The organism is Bordetella genomosp. 13 (assembly GCF_007679965.1).
Taxonomy (GTDB): Bacteria; Pseudomonadota; Gammaproteobacteria; order Burkholderiales; family Burkholderiaceae_B; genus Bordetella.
Genome location: NZ_VEHL01000004.1, coordinates 282,013 through 299,858 on the forward strand (window position 1 = coordinate 282,013; position 17,846 = coordinate 299,858).

The window sequence follows — 17,846 nt, forward strand, 5'->3', positions numbered from 1 at the left end:
TGGCCCCGTTTGCGTTTTGAAGGCTGACACGCCATGACTCAAGAGCTCGACGACCTGGTCTGCCAGGCAGACGAACGTTTCGCCGCCTCGGCCGATGCCGCCTCGCTCGAGAACGCCAAGGCGCGCTTCCTGGGCAAGGAAGGCGCGCTGACGGTGCTTCTGAAAGGCCTGGGCAAGCTCGACCCCGACGCCAAGCGCGAGATGGGGGCCCAGATCAACCAGGCCAAGCAGCGCATCGAAGGGCTGCTGAGCGCCCGCCGCGCCGCGCTGGCCCAGGCCGAGCTCGATGCCCGCCTGGCGTCCGAGACCATCGACGTCACGCTGCCGGGCCGCGGCAAGGCCGTGGGGGGCATCCACCCGGTCATCCGCGCCTGGGAACGCGTCGAGGAAATCTTCCGTTCCATCGGTTTCGACGTGGCCGACGGCCCGGAGGTCGAGAACGACTGGACCAATTTCACGGCCTTGAACAACCCGCTGGACCACCCGGCGCGGTCCATGCAGGACACGTTCTACGTCGACATGCAGGACGCCGACGGCCTGCCGCTGCTGCTGCGCACGCACACCAGCCCCATGCAGGTGCGCTACGCCCGCATGCACGAACCGCCCATCAAGGTCATCGCCCCTGGGCGCACCTATCGCGTGGACAGCGACGCCACGCACTCGCCGATGTTCCACCAGGTCGAAGGCCTGTGGATCGCCGAGGACATCTCCTTCGCCGACCTGAAGGGCGTGTACACCGACTTCCTGCGCTGCTTCTTCGAAAGCGACGATCTGGTGGTGCGTTTCCGCCCGTCGTTCTTCCCGTTCACCGAGCCCTCGGCCGAGATCGACATGATGTTCACGTCCGGTCCCAACCGCGGCCGCTGGCTGGAGATCTCGGGGGCGGGGCAGGTGCATCCGCAGGTGGTGCGCAACTTCGGGCTGGATCCGGAACGCTACATCGGCTTCGCCTTCGGCTCGGGCCTCGAACGCCTGACCATGCTGCGCTACGGCGTCAACGACCTGCGCCAGTTCTACGAAGGCGACCTGCGCTTCCTGCGCCAATTCAACGAATAGGGCCCCCCCGTACGCGCTGCGCGCGCCCCCCAGGGGGCGACACCGACGGACCGGCGGAGCCCGGATCCGTGGTGTCCCTGGTGCCCGAGGTTCTTGCGTTTGGCAGTATCCGCGGTGCGCGACGTTCTTGAGTATGGCGTCCTTGTTGCTCGAGGCTTTTGATTTAATTCGTGGTGGATGGCGCGCTGGCGCTCTGGAAAACTGACATGCAAATCCCCGAATCCTGGCTGCGTTCACTGGTCAATCCTCCTATCTCCTCCGACGAGCTGGCGCACCAGCTCACCATGGCCGGTCTCGAAGTCGAGGATGCCGTGCCCGCCGCGCCGCCGTTCTCCGGCGTGGTGGTGGCCCGCATCGCCGAGATCGCTCCGCATCCCGACGCCGACAAGCTGCGCGTCTGCCAGGTCGACGACGGTTCGGGCCAGCTGCTGCAGATCGTCTGCGGCGCGCCCAATGCCGCGGCCGGCATCACCGTGCCGCTGGCGCGCGTGGGCGCCGAATTGCCCGGCGGCATGAAGATCGGCGTGGCCAAGATGCGCGGCGTGCAGTCCTCCGGCATGCTGTGCTCGGCCCGCGAGCTGGGCCTGTCGCAAGACCACGCCGGCCTGCTGGTGCTGCCCGACACGCTGGCGCCTGGCCAGGACATCCGCCAGGCCCTCGACCTGGACGATACCGTCTTCACGCTCAAGCTCACGCCCAACCGCGCGGACTGCCTGTCGCTGGTGGGCGTGGCGCGCGAGGTGTCCGCGCTGTCGGGCCTGCCGGTGGCGCTGCCCGCCGTGCAGCCCGTGCCCGTCGCCATCGACGACCGCCTGAAGGTGAACGTGCATGCGCCCGACCTGTGCGGCCGCTTCGCCGGCCGCGTCATCCGCGGCGTGAACGCCCGCGCGGCCACGCCCGACTGGATGCGCGGCCGCCTGGAGCGCGCCGGCCAGCGTTCCATCTCGGCGCTGGTCGACATCTCCAACTACGTCATGCTGGAACTGGGCCGGCCCACCCACGTGTTCGACCTGGACAAGGTGTCCGGCGACCTGACCGTGCGCTGGGGCCGCGCCGGCGAATCGCTGGAACTGCTGAACGGCCAGACCATCGCGCTGGACGAGCGCGTCGGCGTCATCACCGCGGGCGACCAGGTCGAGAGCCTGGCCGGCATCATGGGCGGCGAGTCCACGTCCGTCACGCTGGACACGCAGAACATCTATCTCGAGGCCGCCTTCTGGTGGCCCGAGGCCATCGCCGGCCGCGCGCGCCGCTACAAGTTCAGCACCGACGCCAGCCATCGCTTCGAGCGCGGCGTCGACTACGCCAGCATTCCCGACCACATCGAGCGCATCACGCGCCTGATCGTCGACATCTGCGGTGGCCAGGCCGGCCCGGTGGACGACCAGATCGTCAACCTGCCGACCCGCGAGCCCGTGCGCTTGCGCCTGGCGCGCTGCCATCGCGTGCTGGGCGTGGCCGTGCCGGGCGACGAGGTCGCGCAGATCTTCACGCGCCTGGGCCTGCCGTTCACCTGCGAGGGCGACGACTTCGTGGTTCAACCGCCGTCGTACCGCTTCGACTTGGCCATCGAGGAAGACCTGATCGAGGAAGTGGCGCGCATCCACGGCTTCGAGCGCATCCCGAGCGTGCCGCCGGTGGCGCGCGCCAAGATGCGCGCGCGGCCCGAGACCCGCCCCAGCCTGCACGGCCTGCGCCGCCAGGTCGCCGCGCGCGACTACCAGGAAGTGGTCAACTACAGCTTCGTCGAAGCCGCCTGGGAACGCGACTACGCCGGCAACGACAACCCCGTGCGCCTGGTCAACCCCATCGCCAGCCACCTGTCGGTGATGCGGTCCAGCCTGCTGGCCGGCCTGGTCGCCATCGTGCGCCACAACGCCAACCGCAAGCAGTCGCGCGTGCGCCTGTTCGAACTGGGCCGCGTGTTCCACCGCGACGCCTCCGCCGCCGATGGCGAGCTGGCCGTGGCCGGTCTCACCCAACCCCTGAAGCTGGGCGGCGCGGCCTGGGGCCCCGCCGTGGCCGAGCAATGGGCCGAGCCGGTGCGCCAGGTCGATTTCTACGACGTCAAGATGGACGTCGAGGCGCTGTTCGGCGCCCGCGCGGCGGACCTGCGCTTCGTCGCCGACAGCCATCCCGCGCTGCACCCGGGCCGCGGCGCCCGCATCGAACTGGACGGCCGCGTCATCGGCTGGCTGGGCGAACTGCATCCGCGCTGGGCGCAGCAGGCCGAACTGGCGCACGCGCCGGTGGTGTTCGAGCTGGACGTGGACGCGCTGCAGGCCGGCCGCCTGCCGCAGGTGCGCGAGCTGTCGCGCCAGCCCGTGGTCGTGCGCGACCTGGCCCTGTGGGTGGCCGCCGCCACGCCGACCCAGGCGTTGCTGGACACCATCGCCGCCACCGTGCGCGCCGATGCCCAGCTGGCCGTGGTGCAGGACGTGCGCCTGTTCGACGTCTGGCGCGAGAAGACGCAGCCCGGCCAGCCCGCGCCGGCCGAGAAAAGCCTTGCCTTCCGTTTCTGGCTACAGGACACTGAAGTCACTCTGGACGAGGCTCGCGTGTCCGATTGCCTGGCACGCATCCGCGATGCGCTGGCCGCCGCCCACGGCGCCCGCCTGCGCGACTGATCATGGGGACCGCTATGATTGCCGAACCGCGCACACTGACCAAGGCCGAACTGGCCGAGCTCCTGTTCGAGCGGGTCGGGCTGAACAAGCGCGAAGCCAAGGACATCGTCGATACGTTCTTCGAGGAAATCCGCGAAGCGCTGGCGCGCGGCGATGCGGTCAAGCTGTCGGGGTTCGGCAATTTCCAGGTGCGCGACAAGCCGCCGCGTCCGGGCCGCAACCCCAAGACCGGCGAGACCATCCCCATCGCGGCGCGCCGCGTGGTCACCTTCCATGCCAGCCAGAAGCTCAAGGGCGTGGTCGAGCAGGCCCCGCCGGCCGGCGCGGATTCCGAGGCGGATGCCGATCCGGAGTCCTCGGCGCAGTGATACGCTTTGTCGGTAATTGTCATCGATCCTCCAGGAAACAGCGGCATAAAATCCCTCCATGACACGTCCCGAAACTACCGCCGTCGTCCTCCCCCCCATTCCCGCCAAGCGCTACTTCACCATCGGTGAGGTCAGCGACCTGTGCGGCGTCAAGCCGCATGTGCTGCGTTATTGGGAGCAGGAATTCACGCAGCTCAAGCCGGTCAAGCGGCGCGGCAATCGCCGCTACTATCAGCACCACGAAGTGCTGCTGATCCGCAAGATCCGTTCGCTGCTGTACGAGCAGGGCTTCACCATCAGCGGCGCCCGCAACCGCCTGGGCGACGCCCGCGACGCGGCCGCCCACGATCCGGAAGCCGCGGTGCGCCTGACCGCCACCGAAATGCAATCCCTGCGCGCCGAGCTGGGCGGCATCTCGATGATGCTGGGCGAGGCGCTGGCCTTGGGCGAGGGTAGGTCCACGCCGCGCGGTTGACCGGACCGCGTCGGCCTTTCCGGGGCCTCGCGCAAGCGAGGCATCTTCCGCGGCCGTCCCCTCCAGTCGTCTTCTCCAATCGCTTTTCCAGGTGCCCGGCCGTCCAGCCGGGCAGGCCTGCTCGCCTGGCGGCGGCATGGCCGGCCTCCAGGCGCTTGGCGTGCCCATTCCGAGAAGATTCCGCACATGCAGTGCGTCACCGCGCATGCCCGCAGCGCGGGGCTGCCGGACCGATCCGGCATGAGAGGCGCGTGCCTGCCCGTCCCCTTCAGTGGCGAGACCCTTCCAGCTCTATCCACGCCCGGAACAGCCGGACCAGTGCGTCATCGGATTTGTCGTCCGGCACGTAGGTGCAGTAGCTGCGCGACGGCAGGCGGGGGCCCGCCAGCGGCGCGACCAGCCGTCCTGCGGCCAGATCGTCGGCGACCAGTGCTGTCGGCCCCATGGCGATGCCGATCCCGTCGATGGCCGCCTGCAGGGTCAGGTAGAAATGATCCAGCGTCAGCGAAGCGGCCGGCTGCAAGGCGGGAATCCGCGCACGCGCCAGCCAGTCAGGCCAGAGCCGCGGCAGGCTCGACGTATGCAGCAGCGTGTGCAGGCCCAGGTCGGACGGCTGCCGCAGCGGCAGCCGTTCCAGCAGTATCGGGCTGCATACCGGCAGGCGTTCTTCGGTCAGGAACGGACGGGTCGAGTAGCCATAGAACGTATCCGGCCCGCCCCGGATGACGAGGTCGCTGCCTTGCGGCAGACTGTCCAGCGGGGCGTTCGAAGTCTCCACCTTGACCTCCACATCCGGGTGCAGGGCACGGAACGCCGCCAGGCGCGGCACCAGCCAGCGCAGGGTGAAGGTAGAGGTCGCATTGACGCGCAGGGTGCGCGATGCGGGCCGCGCGGTGCCGTAGCGTGAGGTCGCCCGCGCGATCTCCTCCAGCAACGGACCGATGTCTTCCAGATACGCTTGCGCCGCCGGCGTCAGCACGACCCTCCGGTTGTGCCGTTCGAACAGCGGCGCCTCCAGCCACTGCTCCAGCAGGCGTATCTGCTGGCTTACGGCGCCTTGCGTCACGTGCAGCTCCGCGGCCGCATGCTTGAAGCTGCCCAGGCGGCCCGCAGCCTCGAAGGTGCGCAGGGCATTGAGAGGAGGAAGCGCTCGTCGCATCGAGATAGTTTATTTGGGCCGAATTGCGAAATTATCTCGGTTGTTCGGGGATATCAAGATAGATATTCTCCTCGCATGACGACGCCCCCGTTCCGCCCTGCCATCGTTTCACCGGGTTCCCATGTTCAGTGAGACGGGCGGCGTCGTGCTGCTGGCCGCCGTGCTGCACGCGAGCTGGAACGCCATGCTGCACGGCAACCGCGACCGGTTTCTCTCGATGACGTGGATGAGCATCGCCATCGGGGCGGTGTCCGCGGTGGCCGTCGCGGCCAGCCCCTGGCCGGCTCCCCAGGCCTGGCCGTACATCGTGGCATCCGGACTGGTGCACATCCTCTACAACCTGGGTCTGGTGTGGTCGTATCGCCGTGGGGACCTGACCCTGGCCTATCCCATTGCGCGCGGCTCCTCGCCGCTGCTGGTCGCGCTGGGGGCAACGCTTTTCGCAGACGAAACCATCGGCCCGCTGCAGGCGGCGGGCGTGGCGATGGTGTCGGTCGGCATCCTCGCGATCGCCTTGCAGGGGCGGCAGGTATCGCGCGCGGGCGCGTTGGGCGCGCTGGCCACGGGCGCCACCATCGCGGTCTATACCGTCATCGACGGCATTGGCGTCAGGGCCTCCGGCGGCCAGGCGCTCGTCTATACCGCGTGGATCTTCCTCTTCTACTGGCTGATGCCGGTGCTGTACGCAGCCTTGCGCGGATGCCGGCCCTTGTGGACATCGGTGCGCGACGAACCGTGGTCGGTCGGCGTGTCGCTGGGCGGCGGCCTGGTGTCGCTTGCTGCGTACGGCATCGTCATCTGGGCGTTGCAGTCCAGCGCGCTGGGCGCCGTATCGGCGCTGCGCGAGACCAGCGTCGTCTTCGCCGTGCTGATCGGGCGAGTGGTGCTGCGGGAACGGGTCAGCGCGGGGCGCTGGCTGGCGTGCCTGGCCGTCGCGGCGGGCGCGGTGTGCCTGGGCTTGTGAGGCGCGCGCCGGGCGTGTCGCGCGCGGCCGCCGACCGGGCATCCAGCCTGGCTATATGGCCAGGCAGGCCGCCCACGCGGCTGAAATCAGGGATGGGTTTGTCACAGTCAGGGCGGCGGCGCCGCACTGAGAATGGGACAATCCAGGCGTATACGTCGACGCGGCAGGCAAGGCCGCCGCCGGGGTGCATTGCGGCCCCGCCAGCAACTCCGGCACAACGTGAACTGGCCCGAAAAAGGACAAGGCCGTTAGTGATTGCTATCACTAACGGCCTCGGTATTGCTGGTCGGGACGGCGGGATTCGAACTCGCGACCCCTTGCACCCCATGCAAGTGCGCTACCAGGCTGCGCTACGCCCCGAAAGAAAAAGAGTATAGCGGAAGAAATTGGCGCTTGTCAAACTGAACCGGCACTTTTTTCCAAAAATCTCAAAAAAGTTCGTGTGGGACGAGCAGGGCAGCCGCCGACGCGCCGTCGGAGGCTGCCCGCGGCCGTCCATTCGTAAGCATGTCCCGCGCAAAACTTTGCCCGCTGTTTCCCGTATGTATCAGCCGTGGACGCTGCGCTGCCGCATCCGCACGTTGCCGCGTTGCCCGTAGAACGTTGCGCCACAAGGCTTCTCGGGCAATCCGCCGGCCAATGATGCTCTCCTGAAAGCAGGTTCTTGCCCGTTGTCTTCCTAGGGAGACCCCGCTTGCGTCATGAATCCGTCAAAAAAATGGTTCTTGTAACGGAGTCCCGAAAAAGCATTCCCGTGGTGCAGCGCCGCACGTAGGATGCAGCCATGTCCCCGCGAGACGCACAATTCCAGTGCAGGGGATTCCCAGCAACCACACACGAGAAGGTGATGACTATGGATCCCCTGTTCATGACGTTCATTCAGTTCCTGGGTTTCTGGCTGGCGTTGATGGCCGCCGTCACGTTCCTGGGTCCGCGCATCGCGGAACTGCTGCGCCAGCGCATGATGCGTCCCGTGCCGATTCCCGTCCGTTCGGCGCGTCCGGACGATCGCTCGCTGTCGTGAGCACGGCCCGCGGCGCTGTCCAGGCCGCGGGTTCATCCTCCGGGCAGGGCGGGGTGTGCGTGCTATCGTCGGGTTTTCGTACCTGCTTCCCACACCGCACATCATGATCACCGCCCGCATCCAGCAAGGAGAGTTGGCCTACTGGCTAGGCGCCGTAGCCGGGGCGGAAACCGCCCAGGCCCGTGCCGATACGGCGCGGGAAATGCCGACGCACGTGGCCGAGTCGCTGCAGATATTGCGCTGTATCGAGCCTGCCGACGGCGGCTTCGTCCTTACGGACAAAGGCCGGCTGTCGCTGCGCATGGCGGACCCTGCCGCCATTCATCTCAGGTAAGCGGACAGGACGGCTCACGCCGTCACGAGCAACCGCCGTAATCCGCTGAAACGGGCGTGTCTTCGCCTTGTCATCACGCGGTGAACTCCAAGGCACCGGCCTTGTCTTATCTTGACAAAAGCGGGGTGTACGCTGCCCGCTGACGTCGCGTGGAACGAGTCACGCGTCTCTACAAAACCGACTGGGAGGGCGCCATGCAGCATCATGACCAGGAAGTTCTGATCGACGTTTCCACCGCCGCCATGGACACGGGCGGCTACGGCGTACTGCTGACCGTCACGGCCGAGGGCGGCACCGAAGTCGACGCCGCATTTTCCTACCTCGGCGCCTGCGCTTCGCTGGACGAGGCGCGCGACCGCGCCGAAGCCTTCGCGCTGGACTGGCTGCAGGAAAACGTCTATCGATGACGCCGTGCCGCTGGCCGCGGCATTTCGGGTTATCGTTGCGCCAGCCGCTTTCCGGCAAGACCTGCACAGGGTCTGGTCGGGAGCGCGCTGGTTCTACGTATTCCGACGATTTCATGCCTCAGCACACCCTGGCCGACACCGTACGCGCGCTGCGCCGACATCTCGATGAGGCGATCCTGCCGCTGTGGCGGGACGCCGGTTTCAATGCCGCGCTGGGGTTGCCGCACGAGGCGCTGTCCCAGGAGGGCATCGCCTTGCCCGACCAGCGCTATCGCGCCATGGCGTGCGCACGGCAGGTTTACGTGCATGCACGGGCGCCGGGCGATGCGGCAGCCGACCATGCCGCCGTGCTGTTCGACGGGCTGCTGCGCCATTTCCACGATGCCGGCGCGGGCAACTGGCACTTCAGCGTGGATGCCTGCGCGCGGCCCCTGGACCGCACGCAGGATCTCTATACGTATGCTTTCGTCATCCTGGCCTGCGCGGTGTATTTCCAGCGGACCCAGGACCCGCGCGCGCGCCAGACGATGCTGGCCACGGCCCGGGCGGTCGAGGCGCGTTTCCGCAGCCCCGACGGCGGCTATTGCGCCGCGCTGGACCCGTCCGGCGCCGCCGTGCGCGGGCCGCAACAGAACCCCGTGATGCACCTGACGGAAGCCTACCTGGCGGCGGCGCGCGTGGCGGAGCCCGCCTGGTTCGCGAGCCTGCTGCGCGACATCGCCGTCGACGTGGCGCGCCGCCATCTCGACGCGCGCACCCAGTGCATCGCCGAGTTGCCGATGGACGAGGCGGACAACCGTATTGAACCGGGACATCAGTTCGAGTGGCAGGCGCTGCTGCAATCGGCCCCGCAGGTCTACGACGGCCTGGCGCTGACGCTGGCCGTGCCGCGTGGCTGTCAATGGTCGAGAGGACCGGGCGTGGATCCCGCCACGGCGGGGGTGTGCGCCGCGCTGGACGCCGACGGCCGGGTGCGCGATCCGCTGCAGCGCATCTGGGCGCAGACCGAGTTCTGCCGTTACCTGGCCCTGGTCGGGGATTACGACTTTTTGGCTACCCAGTTGGCGCAGTTCCGCGCGCGCTTCCTGCATGAAAAGGGCTGGCACGAAGTGCTGCACGCCGACGGCAGCCTGGCCCGCGCCGACATGCCTTCGACCACGCCCTACCATCTTTCGACGTGTTACGAAGCACTGGAAAACGTGGTTGAAATTTCACAAAAATAATTATTTCTTAGAGGGGAATGCGGCTTTAACGCCACGGAATGACGTTCGGAATTGATGAAACCCCTTACAATTCGTTGGTTACACGGAATTGTCGGGGAAAGTCATGAGCATCATGTGTCCAGCGTGCAGGTCCATTTCACCGGGATTGTCCGGCGTATCGCCGCACTGCGAGCTTGGTTACCAGGGCTTCACCAGCCCGACCCAGCAGGGCCGCGAAAACAACCGCGTCGAACACTTCCGCTGCGTGCGCTGCGAGTCCAAATGGCTGCGCGAAACCGACCGGTGGGGCTTCGACATGGGCTTCCGCCTGGCGCCGTGACGCCGGCGGGGTCTGGTCGGCGCAGGCCGGCGCAACTACCCCATTAAGACCCTGGCATCCCCGCCGTTATCGGTCTGAAGCGCCACCGCATGGCGCGCCAGGATGGGATACCAGCATGTCATCGAAAGTGCTTGATGGTTTCAACGTGGTGGCCTACGCCACGCACCCCCAGGGCGGTGTGCCCGCGCGGGCGTTCATCGAAACCAAGCCCGTGGCGGGCGAAGCCGACGCCCAGGTGTTCGAGATCTTCACCTCGCGCCGTTTCCGCAACACGATCGAGGCGATGTCCGCGGCGCGCAACGCGTTGGCGGCTGTGCGCTCGGTCGATGCCGAAGGCCTTCCAGAGCCCCTGCCGCAGTAGCCCCGCCTACGCTTCGTCAGCCGCGCGCGACGACTGCTGCTGGCGCGTCCACAAGCCCGCATACACGCCGCCCTGCGCCAGCAGCGCCTGGTGCCGGCCGCGTTCGACGATGCGCCCGTCGCCCATGACCAGGATCTCGTCCGCATCCGCGATGGTCGACAGGCGGTGCGCGATGATCAGCGTGGTGCGCCCGCGGCTTACCTCGCGCAGGTTGGCCTGGATCTCGCGCTCGGTGTGCGTGTCCAGGGCGCTGGTGGCCTCGTCGAACAGGAAGATGGCGGGGTTCTTGAGGATGGTGCGCGCGATGGCCACGCGCTGCTTCTCGCCGCCCGACAGCTTCAGGCCGCGCTCGCCCACCACGGTGCGGTAGCCGTCAGGCATGGACAGGATGTGCGCGTGGATGTGCGCCAGCCGCGCGGCGTCCTCGATGTCCGCGTCCGTGGCGCCGGGGCAGCCGTAGCCGATGTTGTAGTGGATGGTGTCGTTGAACAGCACGGTGTCCTGCGGCACCACGCCGATGGCCGCGCGCACGCTGGCCTGCGTCACCTGGCGGATATCCTGGCCGTCGATCAGGATGGCGCCCGAGTCCACGTCGTAGAAGCGGAACACCAGGCGCGCCAGCGTCGACTTGCCCGCGCCCGAGGCGCCCACCACGGCCACTGTCCTGCCCGCCGGCACGCTGAAGCTCACGCCCTTCAGGATGGGGCGGCGCGCGTCGTAGCCGAAATGCACGTCGCGGAATTCCAGCGCGGCGCCCGCCACGCGCAGCGGCTGCGCGCCCGCCGGATCGGCCACTTCGCGCTGCTGGCCCAGCAGCGCGAACATGCTTTCCATGTCGACCAGCGCCTGCTTGATCTCGCGATAGATGAAGCCGAAGAAGTTCAGCGGCTGGTACAGCTGCAGCAGATAGGTGTTGACCAGAACGAAGTCGCCCAGCGTGTGCCGGCCGTCGGCGATGCCCTGGGCCGCCATCGCCATCACCAGCGTCAGGCCGGCCGAGATGATGATGGCCTGGCCGATGTTGAGCAGGGACAGGCTGACCTGGCTGCGCACCGCGGCGCGCTCGTAGCGCTGCAGCGAGGCGTCGAAGCGGCCAGCCTCGTGCGCCTCGTTGCCGAAGTACTTCACCGTCTCGTAGTTCAGCAGGCTCTCGATGGCCTTGGTGTTGGCCTCGGAGTCGGTCTCGTTCATCTGCCGCCGGAACTTGGCGCGCCATTCGGTCACGGCCAGGGTATAGGCCAGGTACAGCGTCACCGTGCCCGCCGTGGCCAGCGCCAGCCAGACGTCGAACATGCGCCACAGGATCACGCACACCAGCGCGATCTGGAAGAACGTGGGCAGCACGCTGAACAGCAGGTAGGACAGCAGCGTCTGGATGCCCTTGGTGCCGCGTTCGATGGCACGCGTCAGGCCGCCGGTCTGGCGCGCCAGGTGAAAGCGCAGCGCCAGCGCGTGCAGGTGCTGGAAGACCTGCAGCGCCACCGCGCGGATGGCATGCTGTCCCACCTTGGCGAAGATGGCGTCGCGCAGCTCGGAGAACAGCAGCGACAGCACGCGCGCCGCGCCGTAGCCCAGGATGATGCCCAGCGGCACCGTGACCAGCCCGCTGGCCTGGCCGCCGAGATGATCGACCGCGTTCTTGTACAGGATGGGCACATACACCTGCGCCAGCTGCGCGGCCAGCAGGCTCAGCACGGCCGCCACCACGCGCCAGCGCAGATCGCGGCGTCCGGCGGGCCAGAGGTAGGGCAGCAGGGGGCGCAGGGTGGAGAGACGGCCGCGCGCGGCGGGATTGTCTGATTTGCTCATGATTGTTTCATTGGGCGTGACAACCGCCCGGCCGATATGGCACGCATTATGCTATACAGGCCTATAACCCTTGCGGGAAGGCCTCGTGCGACGAGGCCGTTCCGCATGGCGCTCGATCAGAACTCTCGCAGGGAACGTCCAGGCCGGCAAGACGCGCGCTTGCTGCGGCGGCGCCGTTCCCGATGCGCAACACGATTATCAGGGAGGTTGTATGGCGCAAGTCCCCGCATTCAAGTTGAACGATGGCAACGCGATGCCGCAACTGGGTTTCGGCGTCTGGCAGGTTCCGAACGACCAGGCCAGCGCTGCCGTCCAGGAGGCGCTGGCGGCCGGCTACCGGTCGATCGACACCGCGGCCATCTACGGCAATGAACCGGGCGTGGGCGAGGGCCTGCGCGCCGCGCGCGTGGGCCGCAAGGACCTGTTCGTCACGACCAAGCTGTGGAACGACAAGCACGGCTACGACGATGCGCAGCGGGCGATGGACGAAAGCCTGCAGAAGCTGGGCCTGGCCTACGTCGACCTGTACCTGATCCATTGGCCCGTGGCCGGCAGCGACCGCTACGTCGACGCCTGGCGCGCCATGGTGGCGATGAAGGAAGACGGCCGCGCGCGCTCCATCGGCGTGTCCAACTTCACCAGGGCCAACCTGCAGCGCCTGATCGACGAGACGGGCGTGGTGCCGGCCGTGAACCAGGTCGAACTGCATCCCGGCTTCAACCAGCGCGAGCTGCGCGCCTTCCATGCCGAGCACGGCATCGCCACCGAGTCGTGGAGCCCGCTGGGGCAGGGCGGTACGCTGCACGACGAAACCATCGGCGAGATCGCGCGCAAGCACGGCAAGACGCCGGCCCAGGTGGTGCTGCGCTGGCACGTGCAGAACGGGTTGATCGCGATCCCGAAGTCGGTGACGCCCGAGCGCATCCGGGCCAACATCGAGGTGTTCGACTTCGAGTTGTCGGCCGACGAGGTCGCCGCCATCGACGGCATCGCGGATACCGGCCGCCTGGGCCCGGATCCCGAAAGCTTCAAGTGAAGCGATAGAGACCGCGCCGTCCGGAGCAAGACAAGACGCCGCCCCAAGGCCCGCGCATGCGGCCTTGGGGCGGCGTTTCGTTGTCTGGAGGAACCGGCGAGAAAGGCGTTGCGCGGCTATTCGCGGTCGCGCCGCACCGGGCGCATCCAGTAGCGCGCGATCACCACCAGCAGCCAGCCCAGCGACAGCCACGAGGCCCAGTGCCAGATGCCGGTGCCCAGCAGGGCGGCCAGCAGGCCGAAGGTGCTGAGCACGCCCAGCACGATGGGCATGCCCCACACGAACATGAACTGCGAACGCGCCCGGGCCTTGTCGATCGCGTCTGTGTGCTTGGCGCTCATGCCGGGCTCCGTTGCGGCTGCGCCGCGGCGGCCTGGTGGCGGCGTACCAGTTCGGCGACGCGGGCGTCGGTGGCCTTGCGGCGCGCCAGCCACAGGTACAGGCCACTGCCCAGCACCACGATGGTGACCAGGTCCAGCAGGGCCCAGAGGATCTTCAGCGGCATGCCGGCGTAGTCGCCGAAGTGCAGTGGCCGCGACAGCTCCAGCGCGGTGAGGTACCACGGCATCTGCGCCACCTTGGTCAGTTCGCCCGAGACCGCGTCCACCAGCACCGGCGTGTTCAGCTTCGAGGTCAGCGGCGTGCTGCCGCGCAGCCACACCAGGTAGTGGTGCGGGCTGCCGTAGGCATTGCCGGGGAAGGCGATGCTGGTCAATTCGCGGCCGGGCACGGCCTTCAGGGCGGTCTCGGCGGCGGCCTGCGGCGAAGCCAGCTCGGTGGGTACTGGTTTGCCTTGGTAGGGCTCCAGCAGCGGCGGCAGTTCGGATGACTGCCACAGCGCGAACATGGGCGTGGACAGCTCGTTGATGACGCCCGTCACGCCCACGACCATGCCCCACACCAGCGTGACGATGCCCAGCAGGTTGTGCAGGTCCAGCCACTTGACGCGGTTGGAGCGGCCGGCGCGCACCGTGCCGAAATCCAGCTTCTTCATGAAAGGGCCGTACAGCACGACGCCCGACACGATGGCGACCACGAACAGCAGGCCCATGAAGCCCAGGAACAATTCGCCCGCCAGGCCCGCGTACAGGTCGGTGTGCAGGGCCAGCATGATGCCCATGAAGCTGAACTTGTCCGCGGAATACAGCGGTCCATCCTCCAGCACGTCGACGGTGCGCGTGTCCAGCTGCACGGCGTGGCCCTGGGCGACGCCGTCGCCCAGCTTGGGCGTCATGCCCACGTAGACCTTGGGATCGTGGTCGTCCATGTAGACGTAGTCCACGAACTCCTTGGGATAGAGCGCTTTCGCCTTCGCGACGTACTGGTCCAGCGGGGCGTTGGGCGTGCCGGCGGGCAGTTCGGCCACGGGCTTGCCATCGCTCAGCAGGTCTTCGATCTCGTGGTGGAAGACCAGCGGCAGGCCGGTGATACAGATGATCAGCAGGAACAGCGTGGATACCAGGCTGGTCCACTTGTGGACCAGATACCAGGTCTTGATCTTGGAGGCGGTGCTCATGGGGCTGCCTTGCAGGCGAGGGACGCAAAAACAGCAAGAATAATAGTTATTCTCAGCGAAGCGCGCAAATACTGACGGGAAGCTGATCAGGCTTCCCGTCGAAGGTGTTGCTGGGTGGCGTCAATCGTGCGGAGGGCCATCCCCGACGCCGTGCCGGCCCATGCCGCGCCGTGACGTGCGCGGGTGCCGGGGCTGCGCCGGTTGCAACTCCCCGCAGGTGCCGCGGCCGTCGCGGCCGCGATGGCTACAGCGGCTGGGGGGTGAGCGACCCGCCCTGTGGGGCGATCGGCCGCGTGCGGATGCCGCCTTCCGGCAGTTCTGCAGGGGCGGCGGGCGCGGCCGCCGGCATCGCCGGCGCGGCCAGCCCGGAGGCCGCCGCGGTGGCGTGGACGGGAAAGCGCATCTCCGGCGTGCCCAGGTCGGCGCTGGGCACCGGGATCGGCGGAATCGGCACGCGGTCGCCGGACGACGAAGGTTGTCCCGGCTGCGCCGGCTGGGCCGGCAGCGGCTGGTAGCCCGGCTGGCCGGGCTGCATGGGGTAAGGCGACGGCGACGGCTGCTGGCCCGGCTGGATGACGCGGCTGGGCGAGTTGTCGCTGGGGCGGTAGTTGTTCAGGAAGTCCTGCAGCTGGTCGCCGGTGGACAGGTCCACGGCGGCCACGGCCTGTCCCGGCGGGAACTCGGAGAAGTAGAGGTCGCCGTCGGCCACGATCAGGCCCTGTGGCCGCGGCGCCTGCGGCGTCTGCGGAATGCCCTTCAAGGCCGGCTGCGAATAGTCCAGCCAGGTGGACAGCGCCAGGCCGCTACCGAACTCGTTGGAGCCCAGCGTGCGCGGCTGGTCGAAGCCCATCCACACGGTGGTGGCCAGCTTGGGCGTGTAGCCCGAGAACCAGACGTCGACGGCGCCGTTTGTGGTGCCGGTCTTGCCGCCCACGTCGTTGCGGCCCAGCACCTTGTGCGCGCGCGCGCTGGTGCCCTGCACGGTGGCGCCGCGCAGGATGTCGTCCATGACCCACGCGGTGCGCGGGTCGATGGCGCGCACGGTCTCGTCGCCGGCCTCGGGCGGCTGGGCCTGCATCAGCACCTTGCCGGACCGGTCCGTCACGCGGTCGATCAGGTACGGCGTGACGCGGTAGCCGCCGTTGGCGAACACCGAATAGGCGCTGGCCACCTGCAGCGGCGTGGCGCTGCCGGCGCCCAGCGCCATGGGCAGCACCGCGGGCCAGCGGTCCTTCTCGAAGCCGAAGCGCGTCAGGTATTCCTGTCCGTACTGCGGCGTGATGGCCTGCAGGATGCGGATCGAGACCATGTTCTTGGATTTGTACAGGCCCTGGCGCAGCGTTAGCATGGGCTCGTAGCGGTCGCCGTCGTTCTTGGGGCTCCAGTCGCGCGAGCCGGTCTGCGCGGCGCTCAGGAAGAACGGCTGGTCCGAGATCTGCGTGCCGGGCGTCATGCCGCGCTCCAGCGCGGCCGCATAGATGAACGGCTTGATGTTCGAGCCCGGCTGGCGCCAGGCCTGCACCACGCGGTTGAACGAGCCGCGGTAGAAGTCGAAGCCGCCCACCATGGCGCGGATGGCGCCGTCCTGCGGCGCCAGGGAGACCAGCGCGGCCTGCAGGGCCGGCATGTTGATGATTTCCCAGTTGTCGCCGTTCTTGCGCACGTAGACCACCGAACCGCGCTTGATGCGCACGTCCGGCTTGGCCTTGTCGCCCAGCGCGCGCGCCACCACGGCCAGTGCCTTCTTGTCGGCTATGGTGATGGTCTGGCGGCCGCTGCGCGCCACCTTGACCTCGGTGGGACTGGCCGACAGCACCACGCCGGACAGCAGGTCGTCGCTGTCGGGGGCGTTGTCCTGCACGCCGTCCAGGAACTCGTCCAGCGCCGCCGCGTCGTTCTCGATGCCGTCGGGCAGTTCGAGCTGGTCTTCGGGGCCGGGATAGGCCGCGCGGCGCGTGTAGTCGAGCACGCCGTCGCGCACGGCCTGGTAGGCGGCCTGCTGGTCTTTCGAGTCGATGGTGGTGTAGACGTCGATGCCCTGCGTGTAGGCGTCCTCCTTGAAGACGCCGTACATCAGCTGGCGCACCATTTCGGCGGGATACTCGCCATGCACCGAGAAGCCGCGCGCCGGACCGCCTTCGGAGCCGCGCACCACCAGCGGCTGCGCCAGCGCGGTCTGCACCTGTTCGGCCGTGAGCGTGCCCAGCGCCTGCATGCGGCCCAGCACGTAGTGCTGACGGGCGCGGGCGCGATCCAGGTTGGTGATGGGGTTGGCGCGCGACGGCGCCTTCGGAATGCCGGCCAGCACGGCGGCCTCGGCCGGCGTGATGTCGGACAGCGGCTTGCCGAAGTACGTGCGCGACGCGGCCGCGAAGCCGTAGGCGCGGTGCCCAAGGTAGATCTGGTTCATGTACAGCTCGAGGATCTGGTCCTTGGTGAGCTGCGATTCGATCTTGAACGTGAGCAGCAGTTCGTAGAACTTGCGCGAGTAGGTCTTATCGGACGACAAATAGAAGTTGCGCGCCACCTGCATGGTGATGGTGCTGGCGCCTTGCGACTTCGACATGTTGACGATGTTGGTCAGGCCCGCGCGGACCACGCCGGTCCAGTCGATGCCGCCGTGCTTGTAGAAGCGGTCGTCCTCGGCGGCCAGGATGGCGTCCTTCATCACCTGCGGGATTTCGTCGAAGCGCAGCACGTTGCGGTGCTCTTCGCCGAATTCGCCGATGAGCACCTTGTCGGCGGTATAGACCCGCAAGGGCACGCGCGGCCGGTAGTCGGTCATGGCGTGCAGTTCGGGCAGGTTGGGCCACGTAAGCCCGATGGCCAGCCCGGCCAGCAGGACCCCGCACAGTCCCAATCCGGCGACGGCAACGCCGGCCTTGATCATCAGGCCGCGCAGCCGGGTGCGCCGTTTCTCGGCAGTAGGTTCAGAATTCTTCATCGCAGGCGATTTTAGGGGGAACTGCTTCATTGCCGGGGATAGACATCGTCACCGCGATAAGGTTTCCGTAACTAAATTTGGCTGTGGTGTGGGTTCTTCGCGGATATGGGGGGATTTGATGGCGAATATTTGGGTTCTTGAGACGCAGCGTGCGGCCCTGCGAAGTCTCTGTCCTCGCGCTTTCGCGCTGCGGGCGAGACTTCTCCGGACCGCACGCTGCTCGC

Annotated in this window: 17 protein-coding genes and 1 tRNA gene; 12 read left to right on the top strand and 6 right to left on the bottom strand. The window is 67.8% G+C overall.

Annotated features, from left to right (window positions below; all coding sequences use genetic code 11):
* Positions 1 to 33 precede the first annotated feature (33 nt).
* The 4 genes from pheS to FS845_RS12500 all read left to right on the top strand — a co-directional run bounded on the left by pheS (position 34) and on the right by FS845_RS12500 (position 4,526).
* Positions 34 to 1,056, top strand: a complete 1,023-nt coding sequence (gene pheS / locus FS845_RS12485; protein ID WP_144635270.1) for a phenylalanine--tRNA ligase subunit alpha — start codon at positions 34 to 36, stop codon at positions 1,054 to 1,056.
* Positions 1,057 to 1,262: 206 nt separating this feature from the next.
* Positions 1,263 to 3,683, top strand: coding sequence for a phenylalanine--tRNA ligase subunit beta (pheT, locus tag FS845_RS12490; RefSeq protein ID WP_144635273.1), 2,421 nt, complete (start codon positions 1,263 to 1,265; stop codon positions 3,681 to 3,683).
* A 2-nt stretch (positions 3,684 to 3,685) separates the two neighbouring features.
* Positions 3,686 to 4,051 (top strand): integration host factor subunit alpha, encoded by a 366-nt coding sequence (locus FS845_RS12495; RefSeq protein WP_144635276.1) that lies wholly within the window; start codon positions 3,686 to 3,688, stop codon positions 4,049 to 4,051.
* Positions 4,052 to 4,109: 58 nt separating this feature from the next.
* On the top strand, positions 4,110 to 4,526 hold the full coding sequence (locus FS845_RS12500) for a MerR family transcriptional regulator (RefSeq protein WP_144635279.1): 417 nt from the start codon (positions 4,110 to 4,112) through the stop codon (positions 4,524 to 4,526).
* A 268-nt stretch (positions 4,527 to 4,794) separates the two neighbouring features.
* Here the strand turns inward: FS845_RS12500 and gcvA are convergent, their stop codons facing one another.
* Positions 4,795 to 5,685 (bottom strand): transcriptional regulator GcvA, encoded by an 891-nt coding sequence (gcvA, locus tag FS845_RS12505; RefSeq protein ID WP_144635283.1) that lies wholly within the window; start codon positions 5,683 to 5,685, stop codon positions 4,795 to 4,797.
* Positions 5,686 to 5,806: 121 nt separating this feature from the next.
* Here gcvA and FS845_RS12510 point away from each other — a divergent pair, with 121 nt between their 5' ends.
* Complete coding sequence (locus tag FS845_RS12510; RefSeq protein WP_144635287.1) at positions 5,807 to 6,649, top strand: DMT family transporter; 843 nt, start codon at positions 5,807 to 5,809, stop codon at positions 6,647 to 6,649.
* 283 nt (positions 6,650 to 6,932) lie between these two features.
* Here the strand turns inward: FS845_RS12510 and FS845_RS12515 are convergent.
* A tRNA-Pro gene (locus FS845_RS12515) sits at positions 6,933 to 7,009 on the bottom strand.
* A 487-nt stretch (positions 7,010 to 7,496) separates the two neighbouring features.
* On the opposite strand from FS845_RS12515, the gene FS845_RS26530 reads away from it, so the two are divergent.
* The 6 genes from FS845_RS26530 (at position 7,497) to FS845_RS12540 (ending at position 10,317) form a co-directional block, all read left to right on the top strand.
* Positions 7,497 to 7,673 (top strand): hypothetical protein, encoded by a 177-nt coding sequence (locus FS845_RS26530; protein WP_186332260.1) that lies wholly within the window; start codon positions 7,497 to 7,499, stop codon positions 7,671 to 7,673.
* A 103-nt stretch (positions 7,674 to 7,776) separates the two neighbouring features.
* Entirely contained in the window at positions 7,777 to 8,007 is a 231-nt protein-coding gene (locus tag FS845_RS12520; protein WP_144635290.1) for a hypothetical protein, read from the top strand.
* Between the two features lie 194 nt (positions 8,008 to 8,201).
* The gene (locus tag FS845_RS12525; RefSeq protein WP_144635293.1) at positions 8,202 to 8,414 is read left to right on the top strand and encodes a hypothetical protein; all 213 of its coding nucleotides are present in this window, start codon (positions 8,202 to 8,204) and stop codon (positions 8,412 to 8,414) included.
* Between the two features lie 113 nt (positions 8,415 to 8,527).
* Entirely contained in the window at positions 8,528 to 9,637 is a 1,110-nt protein-coding gene (locus FS845_RS12530; RefSeq protein ID WP_144635296.1) for an AGE family epimerase/isomerase, read from the top strand.
* Positions 9,638 to 9,740: 103 nt separating this feature from the next.
* On the top strand, positions 9,741 to 9,956 hold the full coding sequence (locus FS845_RS12535; RefSeq protein ID WP_144635300.1) for a hypothetical protein: 216 nt from the start codon (positions 9,741 to 9,743) through the stop codon (positions 9,954 to 9,956).
* 115 nt (positions 9,957 to 10,071) lie between these two features.
* Positions 10,072 to 10,317, top strand: a complete 246-nt coding sequence (locus tag FS845_RS12540; RefSeq protein WP_144635303.1) for a hypothetical protein — start codon at positions 10,072 to 10,074, stop codon at positions 10,315 to 10,317.
* A 6-nt stretch (positions 10,318 to 10,323) separates the two neighbouring features.
* On the opposite strand, the gene FS845_RS12545 is transcribed toward FS845_RS12540, so the two are convergent.
* Positions 10,324 to 12,126, bottom strand: a complete 1,803-nt coding sequence (locus FS845_RS12545) for an ABCB family ABC transporter ATP-binding protein/permease (RefSeq protein ID WP_186332261.1) — start codon at positions 12,124 to 12,126, stop codon at positions 10,324 to 10,326.
* A gap of 211 nt (positions 12,127 to 12,337) precedes the next feature.
* Here FS845_RS12545 and FS845_RS12550 point away from each other — a divergent pair, with 211 nt between their 5' ends.
* The gene (locus FS845_RS12550; protein WP_144635305.1) at positions 12,338 to 13,162 is read left to right on the top strand and encodes an aldo/keto reductase; all 825 of its coding nucleotides are present in this window, start codon (positions 12,338 to 12,340) and stop codon (positions 13,160 to 13,162) included.
* Between the two features lie 116 nt (positions 13,163 to 13,278).
* On the opposite strand, the gene FS845_RS12555 is transcribed toward FS845_RS12550, so the two are convergent.
* The 3 genes from FS845_RS12555 to FS845_RS12565 all read right to left on the bottom strand — a co-directional run bounded on the left by FS845_RS12555 (position 13,279) and on the right by FS845_RS12565 (position 17,568).
* Positions 13,279 to 13,503, bottom strand: coding sequence for a hypothetical protein (locus FS845_RS12555; protein ID WP_144635308.1), 225 nt, complete (start codon positions 13,501 to 13,503; stop codon positions 13,279 to 13,281).
* Positions 13,500 to 14,678: a PepSY-associated TM helix domain-containing protein gene (locus tag FS845_RS12560; protein WP_144635312.1), complete on the bottom strand. Its 1,179-nt coding sequence runs from the start codon at positions 14,676 to 14,678 to the stop codon at positions 13,500 to 13,502. Before FS845_RS12560 ends, FS845_RS12555 begins: the two co-directional genes overlap by 4 nt.
* 244 nt (positions 14,679 to 14,922) lie before the next feature.
* Positions 14,923 to 17,568 carry a penicillin-binding protein 1A gene (locus FS845_RS12565; protein ID WP_409929293.1) on the bottom strand — a complete coding sequence of 882 codons (2,646 nt, stop codon included), beginning with the start codon at positions 17,566 to 17,568 and terminating at the stop codon, positions 14,923 to 14,925.
* Positions 17,569 to 17,846: the final 278 nt, after the last annotated feature.

Excerpts from the sequence above, each read along its gene's own strand:
- pheS (WP_144635270.1), top strand. The coding sequence starts at position 34 with ATGACTCAAGAGCTCGACGACCTGGTCTGCCAGGCAGACGAACGTTTC.
- pheT (WP_144635273.1), top strand. The coding sequence starts at position 1,263 with ATGCAAATCCCCGAATCCTGGCTGCGTTCACTGGTCAATCCTCCTATC.
- FS845_RS12495 (WP_144635276.1), top strand. The coding sequence starts at position 3,686 with ATGGGGACCGCTATGATTGCCGAACCGCGCACACTGACCAAGGCCGAA.
- FS845_RS12500 (WP_144635279.1), top strand. The coding sequence starts at position 4,110 with ATGACACGTCCCGAAACTACCGCCGTCGTCCTCCCCCCCATTCCCGCC.
- gcvA (WP_144635283.1), bottom strand. The coding sequence starts at position 5,685 with ATGCGACGAGCGCTTCCTCCTCTCAATGCCCTGCGCACCTTCGAGGCT.
- FS845_RS12510 (WP_144635287.1), top strand. The coding sequence starts at position 5,807 with ATGTTCAGTGAGACGGGCGGCGTCGTGCTGCTGGCCGCCGTGCTGCAC.
- FS845_RS26530 (WP_186332260.1), top strand. The coding sequence starts at position 7,497 with ATGACTATGGATCCCCTGTTCATGACGTTCATTCAGTTCCTGGGTTTC.
- FS845_RS12520 (WP_144635290.1), top strand. The coding sequence starts at position 7,777 with ATGATCACCGCCCGCATCCAGCAAGGAGAGTTGGCCTACTGGCTAGGC.
- FS845_RS12525 (WP_144635293.1), top strand. The coding sequence starts at position 8,202 with ATGCAGCATCATGACCAGGAAGTTCTGATCGACGTTTCCACCGCCGCC.
- FS845_RS12530 (WP_144635296.1), top strand. The coding sequence starts at position 8,528 with ATGCCTCAGCACACCCTGGCCGACACCGTACGCGCGCTGCGCCGACAT.
- FS845_RS12535 (WP_144635300.1), top strand. The coding sequence starts at position 9,741 with ATGAGCATCATGTGTCCAGCGTGCAGGTCCATTTCACCGGGATTGTCC.
- FS845_RS12540 (WP_144635303.1), top strand. The coding sequence starts at position 10,072 with ATGTCATCGAAAGTGCTTGATGGTTTCAACGTGGTGGCCTACGCCACG.
- FS845_RS12545 (WP_186332261.1), bottom strand. The coding sequence starts at position 12,126 with ATGAGCAAATCAGACAATCCCGCCGCGCGCGGCCGTCTCTCCACCCTG.
- FS845_RS12550 (WP_144635305.1), top strand. The coding sequence starts at position 12,338 with ATGGCGCAAGTCCCCGCATTCAAGTTGAACGATGGCAACGCGATGCCG.
- FS845_RS12555 (WP_144635308.1), bottom strand. The coding sequence starts at position 13,503 with ATGAGCGCCAAGCACACAGACGCGATCGACAAGGCCCGGGCGCGTTCG.
- FS845_RS12560 (WP_144635312.1), bottom strand. The coding sequence starts at position 14,678 with ATGAGCACCGCCTCCAAGATCAAGACCTGGTATCTGGTCCACAAGTGG.
- FS845_RS12565 (WP_409929293.1), bottom strand. The coding sequence starts at position 17,568 with ATGATCAAGGCCGGCGTTGCCGTCGCCGGATTGGGACTGTGCGGGGTC.